A 14,646-nucleotide genomic window follows, 5' to 3' on the forward strand; every position below is an offset into this window, starting at 1 on the left:
GACTTCTGCTACCGCGAGTTCTTCGTCATGGCGGTCTGCCGGATCTGGCGCTCAGCATGAAGCTGCTCGAGTCGCCGGTGCACCCGCTTCATCTCGGCGGGTAGGCCAACCTCAGCCGGCGCGCTTCCAACAGGCGATGTAGTGGCCTGCTTCAACCTCCCGGGCAACAGGTTCGGCCTCAAGGCAGCCGGCATCGGCCAGCGGGCAGCGGCCGGCGAAGGCGCAGCCGCCGGGGCCGGCTTCGATGGCGGCCTGCGCTTCGGCCATGGTCGTCGCTAGCCCATCGTTCGAGGACGCCGCCAGCAGCACTTGCGTGTAGGGATGGTTGGGGCCGGCGAAGATCTGGTCGGAGGAACCGGTCTCGACCAGGCGGCCGCGATAGAGCACGCCGATGCGGTCGGCCATGTAGCGCACGACCCTGAGATCATGGCTGATGAAGAGGTAGGCGGTGTCCTTGCTCTTCTGCAGGTCGTTGAGCAGGTTGAGCACGGTCGCCTGCACCGAGACATCGAGGGCCGAGGTCGGCTCGTCCAGCACCACCAGCCTCGGCAGGCCGGCGAAGGCGCGCGCGATGGCCGTGCGCTGGCGCTGGCCGCCCGACAGCGTGCCGGGCTTTTGTTCCGCCGTGGTGGGGGCGAGGCGTACCGAGGCCAGGAGGTCGCCGACGCGCCGCGGCACCGCGCGGCGGGGCAGGCCGGCCAGCCGCCGCAACGGGCGGCCGAGGATGCGGCCAATGCGCTGGCGCGGGTTGAGCGTGCGGTCGGGCGACTGGAATACCATCTGCACATCGCGCCGCTCGCCCGGCTGGCGCCGTTCGACCAGTGGCGCCACGGTCTTGCCGAACAGTTCGACCGTGCCCGCCGTCGGCGGCTGCAGCCCGGTGACGATGCGGGCCAGCGTCGACTTGCCGGAGCCGGATTCGCCGATCAGCCCGAAGGTCTCGCCACTGGCGATGTCGAGATCGATGCCGTGCAGCACCGGCTGGCCGCCGAAGGATTGTCTTATGCCGCGGCAAGACACCGCGATTTCGCGCTGCGGCGCGGGCAGGGCGCTTTCCGCCTGCTCGCCGGGCGGCACGTTCGAACTCAGGTCCACGGCGCTGGCATCCTCGGCCAGCCTGCCGTCGCGCTTGGTGCGGTTGAGCGTCGGAATGGCGGCGACCAGCGCCCTTGTGTAGGCATGGCGCGGGTTGTCGAAAACTTCCCCGGCGGCGCCGGTTTCGACGATCGAGCCCGCCTGCATCACCGAGACCCGGTCGCAGGAACGCCGGATCAGGTTGATGTCGTGGCTGATCAGAAGGATGCTGGTGCGGTGCTCGCGGCGCAGATCGTCGAGAATGGCGATGATCTCGGACTGGACGCTGGCGTCGAGCGCCGTGGTCGGCTCGTCCATCACCAGCAGCGCCGGGTCGAGCGCGATGGCAATGGCGATGTTGGCGCGCTGCTGCATGCCGCCCGACAGTTCGTGCGGATAGAGCCGCAGCACGCGTTCGGGATTGGCGACGCGGACGCGGCCGAGAAGTTGCGCGGCGCGGCCAAGCGCATCGTCACGGTGCATCGGGCGATGGCGCAGGATCGTCTCGGTGATCTGCCCGCCAATGGTCATGCTCGGGTTCAGCGCCGAGCCCGGATGCTGGTAGACGGCGGCGATGCGGTCGCCGCGCAGCCGGCGCAACTCTTTGGTCGAGAGGTCGCGGATTTCGCGATTTTCGAAGGCCAGTTGCGCGGCCTCGACCCGGGCGTGCCTGGGCAGGTAGCGCAGCACGGCCAGCGCCACCGAGCTCTTGCCGGAACCGGATTCGCCGACCAGCCCGAGCGCTTCGCCCTGGGCGATGGAGAGCGAGACGTCATCGACCGCGCGGTGGATGCGCCTGGCTCCGGCATAGGAAACGGAGAGGTGCTCGACATCAAGAACCGAAGACATGGTTGGCAAAACCGAAGGCATTGGGGACCGGAAACCACTTTCTGCGCGCGCGGCGATCAGGGGCAATCGCTTCCGCTTTCATATGGAACAATCTCTATAAAATTACTCGAATTAAGGCCGAGCGCAATCTAACTTTCGCTGACTGGAAGATTTTCGGGGCACGGCCACAGGCCGCGGCGCCGGCGGTTTTCCGCATCCGCAGGGAAGGGTATCCAGATGTCGCACATGATCCTCAGCGCGTTCTTCTTCAACCCGCAGGGCGACCATCGCATGGCGTGGCGCCACCCCCGCGCGCCGGGCCGTGAAGTGCTCGATTTCGACTATTATCGCGAGCTGGTGCAGGCGGCCGAACGGGCACGCATCGACACCATCTTCGTCGCCGATCACGTGTCGATCTGGGATTCGGTGAAGAGCGGCGTCGCGCATTACGCCAATGCCCGCCTCGAACCGCTGACGCTGCTGTCGGCGCTGGCCGGCGTGACCAAGCATATCGGCCTGATCACCACGGCGTCGAGCTCCTACAGCGAACCTTACAATGTCGCGCGCCTGTTCGCTTCGCTCGACCATATCAGCAAGGGCAGGGCGTCGTGGAACGTCGTCACCTCGGCCATGGACGAGGAGGCGCGCAATTTCGGCCGCGACGGCAACATCGAGCACGCTTTCCGCTACGAGCGGGCCGGCGAGTTCCTCGATATCGTAAAGGCGCTGTGGGACAGCTGGGAGGACGAGGCGCTCCTGATCGACAAGGAGACGGGCTATTTCGCCGACCCCGACAAGATCCATCCGATCGACCACAAGGGCAAGCACTTCAAGGTGCGCGGGCCGCTCAACGTGTCGCGCCCGCCGCAAGGCCATCCGCTGATCGTCCAGGCCGGCTCGTCCGAGGACGGCAAGAATTTCGCCACCGCCCAGGCCGATGCGCATTTCGCCATCTACAGCACCAGGGAAGACGGCATCAAATACCGCCAGGACATCAATGAGCGGCTGGCGCGCCACGGCCGGCGGCCGGAAAGCTTCAAGATCCTGCCCGGCATCCTGCCGATCGTCGCGGCTTCCGAGGCCGAAGGCCGCGACAAGCAGGAATATCTGCAGACGCTGCTTCCCGACCAGGTCGGCATCGATCTTCTGTCGAGCTGGAGCGGCATCGACCTCTCGGCCTACCCGCCGGACGGCCCGCTGCCGCCGCTGCCGGATGAAAGCACCTTCAATGGCGGACGCACCTCGCTCAACCGCGTCAAGCAATGGTCGAAACAGAATCTCAGCCTGCGCGACATCGCCCGCAAGCTCGCCAACAGCGGCTCGGTGCCGACGGTTGCCGGCACGCCGAAGCAGATCGCCGACCAGCTTGAGGACTGGTTCGTCGCGGGTGCGGCGGACGGTTTCAACCTGATGTTCCCGCTGCTGCCCGAGGACTGGGTGAATTTCGCCGGGCAAGTGGTGCCGGAACTGCAGCGCCGCGGCCTGGTCCCGACCGAGTATGCGCCGGGCACGTTGCGCGACCGCTTCGGGCTCGCCCGCCCGGCCAACCGCTTCGCCGAGCAACGCGCCAATGCGCGCGCCGTGTCCTGAGGGGAACGGCCATGACCGCATCGCCGAACCTTCAGCCCCGCGAAGCCACGGCTCCGCGTCTTGTCAACGTGCTGCACAGCCCCAAGCGCATCCGCATCAAATTCGGCGGCCGCACCATCGCCGACAGCCGCAATGTGCTGGTGCTGCGCTCCAACCATTTCCTGCCGATCTATTTCTTCCCGCCGTCCTCGGTCGATCCGTCGGTGCTGAAGCCGTCGCTGCATCGCGAGCCGCACGCGGTCGGCGGCGAGACCGCCTATTGGGACATCGACAGCGGCGGCAGGCGCGCCGCCAATGCGGCGTGGTCGTTCACAGCGCCGCCGGATGAAAATCTGGCGCCGCTCGCCGGCCGCATCGCCTTCACATGGAAGGCGGTCGACCAGTGGTTCGAGGAGGAGGAAGAGGTCTTCGTACACGCCCGCGACCCCTATGCGCGCATCGACGTGCTGCACAGTTCGAGCCATGTCCAGGTCTGGTTCGACGGCGACATCATCGCCGACAGCCACCGTCCGGTGCTGCTGTTCGAAACCCATCTGCCGACGCGTTTCTACCTTCCCCCGGAGGATGTCCGGCTGGACCGGCTGACGGCGTCCAGCTCGACGACGCGATGTCCCTACAAGGGCATCGCCTCCTATTGGTCGGGTCTCTTGAAGGACGGGTCGGTTCGCCCCGACATCGCCTGGAGCTACCGCGACCCGATCGATGAGATGCCGAAAATCAAAGGGCTGATCGCCTTCTATCCGCAAGCGGTCGACCGCATCCATCTCGACGGTCAGCCGGCCTGACGGCGGCTTTCCCACCCATCCATGCTCATCATCCAGTTCAAGAAAGAGAAAAAATGACGAAACGGTCCGACATCGATCTTCTGCGCGGCCAGTCCCCCCGCAATCCGTCCCGCGACATCTGGAATGTCGCTGTCGATGAATATTCGCAGGGGTTTCTCAAGCGCCGCGACCTCCTGAAATACGCGGCACTGCTCGGTCTCACCGGCTTTGCCGCCTCGCAAGGGCTGTTCACGCCGGGGGCTGCCCGCGCGGCCGGGGCCGGCGGCGGCACGGTGCGCGTCGGGCTCGGCCAGCCGACCAAGGCGATCGACCCGGTTACGGTGACCGATCCGGCCAGCATCGGCGTGATCAGCCAGGTCGGCGAATATCTGATCCTCGACGACCCCAAGGACGGCCTGCAGCCGAAACTTGCCTTGTCATGGGAGGCCGACGAGACGGCCAAGCGCTGGACCTTCAAGCTGAGACCCGGGGTGAAATTCCACGATGGCCGCGCGGTGACGGCCAAGGATGTGGTCGCGACATTCGAGCGGCTTGTCGATCCGAGCACCGGCTCCGGGGCGCTGTCGGCCTATAAGGGCATCCTGTCGAAGGGCGGCGCCAAGCTGGTCGACGACGAGACGGTCGCCTTCGATCTCGACCAGCCCAACAGCAATTTTCCGTTCTATGTCTCGTCGGACGTGTTCAACGCCGTCATCCTGCCGGCGGATTATGCCGGCGATTTCGAAAAGAATTTCATCGGTACTGGCCCGTTCAAGTTCGAATCCTTCCGTCCCAAGCAGGGCGCCAGCTTTGTGCGCAATGCCGACTACTGGGGTGACAAGGCGCTGCCGGACCGGGTCGAGATCAAGTTCTTCGACGACGAGCAGGCGCAGGTGCTGGCGTTGCAGGCGGGCCAGCTCGACGTCATCCCCTCCACCACGCGGCTGGAGCTGGCGATCGAAGGCAATCCCAACTTCAAGCTGCTCAGCGTGCAGGCAAGCTCGCATGACGAAGTGCATCTGCGGACCGACCAGGCGCCGTTCACCGACAAGCGCGTGCGCCGCGCGCTGGCGCTCACCATCGACCGCGAGGCCGTGGTCAAGGGCTTGCTGAAGGGCCGCGCCATCGTCGGCAACGACACTCCGTTCGCGCCGATCTTCCCCTCGGCCGATCCGTCCGTGCCGCAGCGCAAGCAGGACATCGAGGAGGCCAAGCGGCTGCTTGGCGAGGCCGGCGTGCCCAACGGCTTCGAGGTGACGCTCACCACCGAGCGCGCCTACGACATTCCCGACTATGCGGTGCTGATCCAGAATTTCGCCAAGAAGGCCGGCATCGACATCAAGCTCAACGTGCTGCCGCAGGATGCCTATTACGGCTCGGCGACATTCGGCAGCTCGCCATGGCTGGATTCCAATCTCGGCATCACCGATTTCGGCCATCGCGGCACGCCCGACATCTTCCTCAACGCGACGCTGAAGAGTTCGGGCGCCTGGAACGCGGCGCATTTCAACAGCCCGGACTACGATGCCCTGCTGGTCGACTACGGCAAGGCGCGCGACCTGCAGGCGCAGCGCGTGGCGGCCGGCAAGATCCAGACCCTGCTGCTCGACGAGACGCCGCTGATCATCGGCTATTTCTCGCAATACAGCCGCATCGTCTCCTCGAAGGTCGAAGGCGTGCGCTTCACCGCGATCTCGCACCTGCTGCTCGACAAGGTGTCGTTCGTTTGAACGGCACCGTTTCGATGGCGATCGTCCGGCCGCTGGCGGCACGCGCGGGCTCGCTGCTGTTGACGCTGTGGCTGGTCAGCGCGCTGGTCTTCCTCGCCGGGCAGGTGCTGCCCGGCGATGTCGGCCGCGTCATGCTCGGACCGTTCGCCGATGCGCAGGCGGTCGCCGAACTCAATCGCAAGCTCGGCACCGACCAGCCGATCCTTGCCCAATACTGGCACTGGTTCAGCCGGGCTATTTCAGGGGATTTCGGCGACTCGCTGTCGATGCGCGCACCGGTGGCGCCGTTCGTTGTGTCGAGCATCAAGAATTCCGCCGCACTGGCCGGCGTCGTGCTTTTGTTCCTGGTGCCGATCGGCATCGGCGCCGGCGTCGTCGCGGGCCTGCGCTCGGGGAGCCTTGCCGACCGTCTGATCGTGCTGACCGGCGTTTCGCTCTCGATCGTGCCGGACTTCGTCTCCGGCCTGCTGTTGCTGATGGTCTTCGGCCTGTGGCTGGCCTGGTTTCCGATCACAGGTGCGGCGCCGGACGGGGCCGGATTCTGGACGTCCAGCTACCATCTCATCCTGCCGGCGCTGCCGCTGGTGCTGAACCTCATCGGCTATGTCGCGCGCATGACCAGGGCAGGGGTGATGGAGGCCCGCGCGGCGGACTATACGCGCACCGCGATCCTCAAGGGCCTGAGCCCGTCGCAAGTGCTGTTCAAGCATGTGCTGCGCAACGCGCTGGTGCCGACGGTGGCCGTCATCGCCACGCAGAGCGGCTTCCTGCTCGGCGGGCTGGTGGTGATCGAGGCGCTGTTCGGCATACAGGGGCTCGGCAACCTCGTGCTGAGCGCGGCCAAGGCGCGCGACTTCCCGATGCTCGAGGCCGGCGTGCTGGTGATGGCGACGATTTTCGTGTCGACGGCGGCGATCGGCGATCTCCTGCAGGCGCTGCTCGATCCGCGCCAGCGCCGCCGGAACGCGCCATGACCGATCTCGCGCAGTCTCCCGTGCGCAGCGACATCAGGCTTTCCTGGATCGGCCGGCTGCGTGGCCTTGTGCCTGACGTGGCGCCTTCGACCCTGATCGGCTCGGTGGTGCTTCTGTTCTGGGTCGCCTGCGCGCTGTTCGGTGCGCGGTTCGTGCCGTTCGACCCCTATGCCGAGGATTTCCTCTCGATGATGACGCCGCCCGACGCGGTGCATTGGTTCGGCACCGACCAGCTTGGGCGCGACGTGTTTTCACGCATCATCGTCGGCTCGCGCGACATCCTGCTGGTGGCGCCGCTGGCGACACTGGCGGGCGTCACGGCGGGCAGCATCATCGGGCTGGTGCTCGGCACCTTTGGCGGCCTGATCGATGCCGTTGGCGCGCGGCTGCTCGACGCCGTCATGTCACTGCCCTTCATCGTGCTGGTGACGATGGCGCTGGTGGCGATCGGCCCGTCCAACCTCACCGTCATCCTGGTGATCGGCCTTGCCTATGCGCCGCTGGTGGCGCGCACGGTGCGCACCGCAGCGCGCGAACAGCGCGAGCGCGACTATGTCAGCGCCGCGCGGCTCGCCGGCGAAGGACGGCTGGCCATCATGTTCCTCGAAATCCTGCCCAATGTGCGGGAAACCATCCTCATCGAGCTGATCACCCGGCTCGGCTATGCTTTCTTCTCGATCGCGACGCTGAGCTTCCTCGGCCTCGGCATCCAGCCGCCATCGGCCGACTGGGGGCTGGCGATCGCCGACGGCTACGGCTTCCTCACCGGCGGCAAATGGTGGGTGGTGGTGTTCAATTCAGCCGCCATCATCTCGCTGGTGATGGCCACCAACCTCATCGCGCAAGGCATCGGCGCCTTCGAGAACAACGACAAGTAAGTCGTGGAGCCTAGCCGAGCAGGCCCTGGATGGTGGCCGCAACCGCCGCGGCCGCATAGGGCTTGGGTAGAAAGACGCCACCGCTCGGCATCGCGTCCCGCGCCGGCTGTTGCTTGCCGGAGGTGACGATGATCTTGACCGGGGGCCAGCGGTCTCGCACGGCGGCGGACAGGCGCAGCCCGTCCATGGAGCCGGGCATGTCGATGTCGGTGAACAGGATGCGGATGTCCTGATGGACTTCCAGCAGGCTGATCGCCTGGTCCGCATTGCTGGCTTCGAGCACGTCATACCCCGCCTCGCGCAGTTCGTCGGCGATGGCGAACAGCAGAAAGGCTTCGTCTTCGACGACGAGGACGGTGACGGGGCTCTGAGTGGTCATGGCATGCCCTATGTAGTCAGTACGGTGCTGTCGGCAACTGGGGTGCCGGTGCGTTCAACACACATTCGACGCCGTCGGGGTGGTAGTCGATCCGCACGGTTCCGCCGAAATCGGTGCCGAAGACCCGCTCGATCAGGAAACGGCCGAAGCCGCGCCGGCTGGGCGGCGTCACCGGCGGGCCGCCGCTCTCGCGCCAGCGCCAGATCAGCCTGATGTCGCTGGGCTTGTCTTGGGATGGCTGCAGCGACCATTCGATCGCCACCTTGCCGTCCGGTGTCGACAGCGCGCCATATTTCAGCGCGTTGGTGGCGAGCTCGTTGACGGCGAGCGCCAGCGTCAGGGCCATCTTGGGATTGATCGGCAGCGCCGGGCCGGAGATCGACATCTGTTCGAGCGGGAAGGTGGCGACGGTGTTGTCGACCACCTCGCGGATCGAGGCGCTGGTCCAGCGGGTCTTGTTCAGGATGTCATGGGCATTGGCCAGCGCGCGCAGCCGTTCGTTGAAGGTGGCGCTTGCCGTGGCGATGTCGGTGTTGCGCAGCGTCTGCGAGGCGATGGCCGCGACCATTGCCAGGATGTTCTTGATGCGATGTTCGAGCTCGTGGGTCAGGAGCTCCTGCCGCGCCTGCGCCTCGCGCCGGTCGGTGACATCCTGCATGACGCCGAACATCTTGACCGGCTTGCCCGTCTCGTCGTGGACGAAATCGATATGGCGCGACAGCCAGCGCAGCTCGCCGGTGTCGGGCCGCCTGATGCGGTATTCCACGGCGGGCACGGCGGTGCCCTTCTCGCGCGTTTCCGGGTTGGAGCGGACGTCCTTGTCGGCGGGAATGACGATGTTTTCCAGCACGGAGATGTGCACACTGTCGCGCGGCGAAAGCCCCCAGAGACCCCAGAAGCCCTCGGAGCCGACCACGGTTCCGCTGGCGATGTCGAGTTCGAGGGCCGCGATACCGGCTGCGTTCTGCGACAGCTGCAGGCGGCGCTCGCTCTGCAGCAGGGCCTGGGCCGCCTGCTTCTGGTCGTCGATATCGGTGTTGGTGCCGATCCAGCGCAGGATGGCGCCGTCGGTATCGCGGATCGGAACGGCGCGCGCGATGAACCAGCGATAGATGCCGTCATGGCGGCGCAGCCGGAACTCGGTCTCGTAGAATGTGCCGGCGGCCACCGTCTGTTGCCACTTGTCCGAGGCCGCGGCGATGTCGTCGGGGTGCAGGATATCGGCCCAGCCATGACCGTCAAGCTCGCCCGGCCTGGCGCCGGAATAATCATAGACACGGGGGTTGAACCAGTCGAGCAACCCCTCCGGCGTGGCTGTCCAGACGTGGTTGGGCATCGCCTCGGCGAAGGTGCGGAACTGCGTCTCGCTCTGGCGGAGCGCCTGTTCGGCAATCAGCCGGTCGGTGACGTCGACACCTTGCACGAAGATGCCGAACACCTCGCCCGCGGGGTTGCGCACCGGCTGGTAGACAAGGTCGATGAAGCGGTCTTCGATCGCCGCGCCCGGCGTGCGCTGCAACTCCGCCTTCAAGGCGTAGCCGATGAATGCCTCGCCGCTGGTGAAGACCTGGTCGAGCAGCTCGAAAAAGCCCTGGCCCTCCACCTCCGGCAAGGCTTGGCGGATCGGCAGGCCGATGATGTCGCGGTGGCCGACGAGCTGCATGTAGGCGGCATTGGTCAGTTCGACGACATGCTGCGGACCGGACAGCATGGCCATGAAGCCCGGCGCCTGTTCGAACATCTGGCGCTGGCGGTCGCGCTCGCCGGCGCGCCAGCGCTCGGCGGCGACCTTGGCGGTCGTCTCGATGACGATGGCGATGACGCCGGCCGGCTCGCCGCTTTCGTCGAGCACCGGTGAGTAGTCGAGATCGAGCCAGACCTGCTCGGGCTTGCCGGTACGGTTCAGGGTCAGCACCTGTTCGCGATAGGCAAGCGTGCCGCCTTTGCCCAGGCACACCTTCATGATGTTGTCGTTGAAGTCGGCCACCTCGGGCCAGCCTTCCCGCACTTTCGAGCCGAGCAATTGCGGATGGCGGCCGCCGGCGAACTCCGAATAGCCGTCATTGTAGATCATGACGCCGTCCTCGCCCCACAGCATGACGATCGGCACCCTGGAGCGCAGGATCAGCGAGATCGCCGTCTTCAGGCTCTGCGGCCAGCCCCCGATCGGTCCGATCGACGTCGAGGCCCAGTCGAACGCGGCGATCAGGCGGCCAAGCTCTCCGCCGCCCGACAGGAAAGCGAGGTGAGGATTGCCTACGGTCGCTGTGCTGGTTTGCGGCATGAAGTCCCGGATCGGTCGGCGTTGTTCGAGGGGTCGATTGTGCTGGCTAACGTGCCGGATTCTGTCGATCGTTCGCTCTATCCCGGGCCGCGCGACATCGCGGCACGGGCGACCGTGGCCATGACAGATAGTATTCTGGCGAGACGTGAACCGGCATTTCCTCCCCCGATCGCCACAACCCCGGGACAGGCCCTTAGGTTCCCGGTGCCTGTCGATTTTCCTTCGACAGGGTTGTCGGATCGAGGAGGGAAAGCCGGCTATTTGATCTAATTTCTTTGCAAGCCGTTAATTCGGCCATGCTGTTAATAAGTTCATTCTAATGCATGTCCACCGAAACCTCGTGACGGTTTCGGGATAACGATATGCGCGAAACTGATTGGTTTGGCGCGCGGGGTACGCAATGACCAAGAATCTCGGCAATGCACGCTATATGCCGCCCAAGGACACGAAAGCGTCCTTCATCAGCAAGGCCGCGCCGGCGCTGTTCCCGCTCGTCGTGGCGGCGCTGGGCTACATGATCGGGCGGCAGTTCTTCGGCATATAGGTTCCAGCACACCGGGCGAGGGTATCAGGCGCCTATTTCGGCCGCCGTCTGTTCGGCGCTGGCGTCAGCCCGCCTGACGCGTTCGCTGGCCAGAAGCACGACCGGGCAGGCGACCGCGGCCAGTACCGCTGTCGCCGTGTCGCCGAAGAATAGCTCCTCGCCCGGCCGTTGGGTGACGCCCATCACCACCATGGCGGCCCCCTTGGCCACTTCCCTGGCGATCGATCTGTCCGCCGTGGCCCGGGTGCGGATCGCGGTGTCGACGGCAACGCCGTAGCGGTCCGCGAGATCGGCGACGTCCTTGAGCACGGCTTCCTCCCGGCGGTGCGAAACCGAGCCGGGCCGGTTGCCCTGCCTGGCTTGCGAGACATAGAGCACCTTGACGCGGGCCTGGTGCGGCCGCGCCAGCGCCAGCGCGAAATCGGCGGCGCGGCGCGCGACCTCGGTGCCGTTGACGGGGACCAGTATCGTCGTTCCGGCGCGCAGCACGGGCATCTTTCCATTGGCCTTGGCGCCGTTCAGCACGAGGCAGAGCGGGCCGTCGAAGCCACTGCTGATGTCCTTCAGCGCGCCGCTGAAGGTACCTTCGTCGCTCACAGTGTTCTCCAGCCCAACCAGCAGAAGCCCATAGCCCTTGCGCGCTTCCGCCGCGATTGTCTCGGCGCTGGCTTCAAGCTCGGTACGGGCTGTGAGATGAACCTTGTCGACAGGCGTGTCCTCGGCCTTGCTGACGGCCTTTGCACTCCTGGCGGCACCTTTCTTGACTTCCCTGGACGCGCGCTCCGGACCATGGTCGCTGACCTGCCGGGCGAGCTTGCCATCCTGGAGATGGAGCAGTGTGGTCGGCATGCCGCTGCCGCCGCCGACCAGGCCTGCGAGGTAAGCTGTGAACTTGCCGGCCGGGCTGTCGTCGACCAGCAGCAGCAGCCGCTCCAGCCTGGAGACGAAGCCGCGCTCGTCGAGCAGTTCGCGCTCGACGCGCTGCTTCTCGGCATCGTCGACGGGCAGGCGGCCGAGCGCCCAGCGCAACATGGGCGGCATGGCGAGCGTGGTGATGACGGCCATGGTGACGATCATTGTGAACAGATTGTGGGACAGGATGTTCATCGACAGGCCGATGCTTGCGATGATCACCTCGGTCGAGCCGCGCGCGTTCATGGCGCTGCCGACGGCGGTGGCTTCCTTCAGCGACATGCCGGCCAGCCGGCCGCCGAGGAAGGCGCCGCCGAACTTGCCGACGCTGGCGATCGCCACCAGCGCAAGCGTCAGCAACGCAAGCGTCGGGTCGGTAAGCACGGTGAGGTCGGCCGAGAGGCCGGCCATGCCGAAGAACACGGGCATGAACAGAGCCGTGATGAGGCCGCGCAACTGGCCCTCGATGTGATCGGACAGGATCGGCGATTCCCCGACCAATATGCCGGCGACGAAGGCGCCGAGCACGGTATGGACGCCGATCAGGTTGGTGATCAGCGCCATCACCCCCATGATGATCAGGATGACCGTGATGACGGCGTATTCGCTGCGGAAGGAGTCGTTGCTCCAGCGGATCAGCGTGAACACCAGGCGACGGCCGATGGTGAAGGAAAACACCATGAACAGCGCCACCTCGGCCACCGTGGTGAAGAGCGGCAGTACCTGCAGGCTGCCATTGGTGGCGATGCCGAAGGTGACGGCGACGATCAGCCAGCCGATCGTGTCCTCGATAATGGCCGAGGAGATGATGACCTGGCCGAGATTGCGGCGCATGAAGTTCATCTCGCGCACCACCATGGCGACGATCTTGACCGAGGAGATCGACAGCGCCGTGCCGATGAACAGGCCGGCGACGACGCGCTGCGTTGGGTCCGGCAAGAGCGAGTCCGGCAGGAACCGCGCCAGCGCGAAGCCGCAGGCGAAGGGTACGACGACGCCCGTGATCGAGATCGAGAAGCAGGCTGCGCCCACCCGGCGCACCAGGCGCAGGTCCGTCTCCATGCCGGTCAGCAGCAGAAGGAGAAGGATGCCGAGCTGGGAGACGGCATCGATCATGCTCTTTTGCGCCGGGTCGTTGGAGAAGATATGGTGCTGGGCGTCGGGCCATATCCAGCCGAACAGCGATGGCCCGAGCAGGATGCCGCCGATCAACTGCCCCATGATCGCCGGCTGGCCATGGCGCTGGAAGATTTCGCCCAGGCCCCGGCCGACCAGCAGGAGAAGAACGATCTCGGCGACGAACACGCCTTCGGCCGAGCCGCCCATGCCCGAGGCATGTCCGGCCGGTTGCGCGGCCAATGCCTGGCTTGCCGGCGCCAGCACGACAAGGGCGGGCAGAAGGGCGGCCACGATGCCGTGTGACCTTGTAGCCGGTTGACGGTTCATGGGTTCCCTCGAGATGCGCCGCGGCGGACTGGCCATCACAACGCGCGATCGGTGTTTGCGTTGCAGCCGCGTGGCCTGTTGCAGCCGCGTGGCCTCAGGCATCGAACTCAGACATGGACATCGCCGAAGGAGAGTTCGCCGTCGTCGCCCGCCGCGAAAAGGACGATGGCGAGCAGTCCCACATAGAACGCGGCCACGATCGCGACGATGGCGACGCCTGGAATGGGACCAACGGCGGCGCTGTCGACCGCCTCGCGCAGCGAGCCGACAAAACCGGTCCTGACGCCGACGGACTGAAGGCTGGGTGTCGATATTTTCAGCACCCAGGCCAGCAGCAGGATGAGGAACAGGTAGATGTAATTCCGGCGCAGGCGGCGCGCCAGGGCGGCACGCTGCGACAGCAGGAACTTCGGCGCACGCAGACCTTCACCGACAATGAGCAGCCAATCCGAGGCGAAGTCGGGCTGCGGAGAGAATATCTGCGCGAAATAATGGCGTTCGAACTGGCGCACGCGTGCCCGGTAGAAGTCGAAGAAGCGGTAACGGCGCGCCTCGATCCACAACAGCAGCAGGATCAGGAGCATGGCAAACAGCAGCACGCCATGATGGGCGCTGGCCGTCGACAGCGACACCGACAGCATGGCCGCCACGACGGTGATCGCCCAGTTCGTCGTCCTGTCCAGACGATCGCGCCATCCGGCCATGCGCGCGATCTCGGCACGGTGGAAATGCGACAGCGTGTTCACCCGCTCCGTCGATGAAAGGGCGGGGCCAGCAGGCTTTGCCGACGCGTCGTTCATGGCATCCTCCGGCAAGAACTAAAACAGTTTGCCGGCAATATCGTTCCGGGCGTGCGCGGCCAGCGCCCAGATCGCCGATCGGCGCGATAGGGGAGCGATTCTGTCCCGGCGACAGCGCCGTGACGGGAATCGCGAGCCGGCGACCGTTCCCATGACGGCCAGTTCGCCCCCGGGGCCATGGAGAACGCCTTCAAGGCAAGCTTCTCGACGCGGTTCTGAAGACGGAAAGACATTCCCCCCGCGGTGGGGGGCGCCGTTTGCTTTGGGAGAATCCGGAAATTCGTGCCGAGAGGCCGTCCGGAAAGAACAGTCAGGTTCTATTCCAGTGGATTTTCCACTCGCGGAAGTCAAAGCGACGATTTTACTGCCTCAACTTGCACGCCGCCCCTGCTTGTTGGATAGTGACGCCAACGAACTGGGGGTTCGAGTGAAAATCAGGTGGG

General features: G+C 65.8%; 11 protein-coding genes. 6 read left to right on the plus strand and 5 right to left on the minus strand.

Features of this window, described 5'->3' with window-relative positions; genetic code table 11:
• Positions 1-111 precede the first annotated feature (111 nt).
• Positions 112-1,923, minus strand: coding sequence for a dipeptide ABC transporter ATP-binding protein (locus AC07SZ_RS32270; protein ID WP_494917507.1), 1,812 nt, complete (start codon positions 1,921-1,923; stop codon positions 112-114).
• Between the two features lie 216 nt (positions 1,924-2,139).
• Here AC07SZ_RS32270 and AC07SZ_RS32275 point away from each other — a divergent pair, with 216 nt between their 5' ends.
• The 5 genes from AC07SZ_RS32275 to AC07SZ_RS32295 are packed head-to-tail and all read left to right on the plus strand — an operon-like array spanning position 2,140 to position 7,838.
• A complete protein-coding gene (locus tag AC07SZ_RS32275; RefSeq protein WP_172372686.1) occupies positions 2,140-3,492 on the plus strand; it encodes an LLM class flavin-dependent oxidoreductase in 1,353 nt (450 codons plus the stop codon).
• A gap of 11 nt (positions 3,493-3,503) precedes the next feature.
• Positions 3,504-4,277 (plus strand): DUF427 domain-containing protein, encoded by a 774-nt coding sequence (locus AC07SZ_RS32280; protein ID WP_494917508.1) that lies wholly within the window; start codon positions 3,504-3,506, stop codon positions 4,275-4,277.
• 53 nt (positions 4,278-4,330) lie between these two features.
• Positions 4,331-5,986 (plus strand): ABC transporter substrate-binding protein, encoded by a 1,656-nt coding sequence (locus tag AC07SZ_RS32285; protein ID WP_494917509.1) that lies wholly within the window; start codon positions 4,331-4,333, stop codon positions 5,984-5,986.
• Positions 5,987-6,006: 20 nt separating this feature from the next.
• A complete protein-coding gene (locus AC07SZ_RS32290; RefSeq protein ID WP_494917552.1) occupies positions 6,007-6,960 on the plus strand; it encodes an ABC transporter permease in 954 nt (317 codons plus the stop codon).
• Positions 6,957-7,838 carry an ABC transporter permease gene (locus tag AC07SZ_RS32295; RefSeq protein WP_494917510.1) on the plus strand — a complete coding sequence of 294 codons (882 nt, stop codon included), beginning with the start codon at positions 6,957-6,959 and terminating at the stop codon, positions 7,836-7,838. The genes AC07SZ_RS32290 and AC07SZ_RS32295 overlap by 4 nt, the downstream gene beginning before the upstream one ends.
• Before the next feature lie 10 nt (positions 7,839-7,848).
• Here the strand turns inward: AC07SZ_RS32295 and AC07SZ_RS32300 are convergent, their stop codons facing one another.
• Positions 7,849-8,217, minus strand: coding sequence for a response regulator transcription factor (locus AC07SZ_RS32300; RefSeq protein ID WP_494917511.1), 369 nt, complete (start codon positions 8,215-8,217; stop codon positions 7,849-7,851).
• Between the two features lie 16 nt (positions 8,218-8,233).
• Positions 8,234-10,501 carry a PAS domain S-box protein gene (locus AC07SZ_RS32305; RefSeq protein WP_056570881.1) on the minus strand — a complete coding sequence of 756 codons (2,268 nt, stop codon included), beginning with the start codon at positions 10,499-10,501 and terminating at the stop codon, positions 8,234-8,236.
• A gap of 400 nt (positions 10,502-10,901) precedes the next feature.
• Between AC07SZ_RS32305 and AC07SZ_RS32310 the strand changes: the two genes are divergently transcribed.
• Positions 10,902-11,045, plus strand: a complete 144-nt coding sequence (locus tag AC07SZ_RS32310) for a hypothetical protein (protein WP_081294848.1) — start codon at positions 10,902-10,904, stop codon at positions 11,043-11,045.
• A 24-nt stretch (positions 11,046-11,069) separates the two neighbouring features.
• Here the strand turns inward: AC07SZ_RS32310 and AC07SZ_RS32315 are convergent, their stop codons facing one another.
• Positions 11,070-13,403: a cation:proton antiporter domain-containing protein gene (locus AC07SZ_RS32315; RefSeq protein ID WP_494917512.1), complete on the minus strand. Its 2,334-nt coding sequence runs from the start codon at positions 13,401-13,403 to the stop codon at positions 11,070-11,072.
• A 107-nt stretch (positions 13,404-13,510) separates the two neighbouring features.
• Complete coding sequence (locus AC07SZ_RS32320) at positions 13,511-14,203, minus strand: DUF2270 domain-containing protein (RefSeq protein WP_494917513.1); 693 nt, start codon at positions 14,201-14,203, stop codon at positions 13,511-13,513.
• Positions 14,204-14,646: the final 443 nt, after the last annotated feature.

This window comes from Mesorhizobium sp. GW821-FHT07A06, assembly GCF_059419085.1.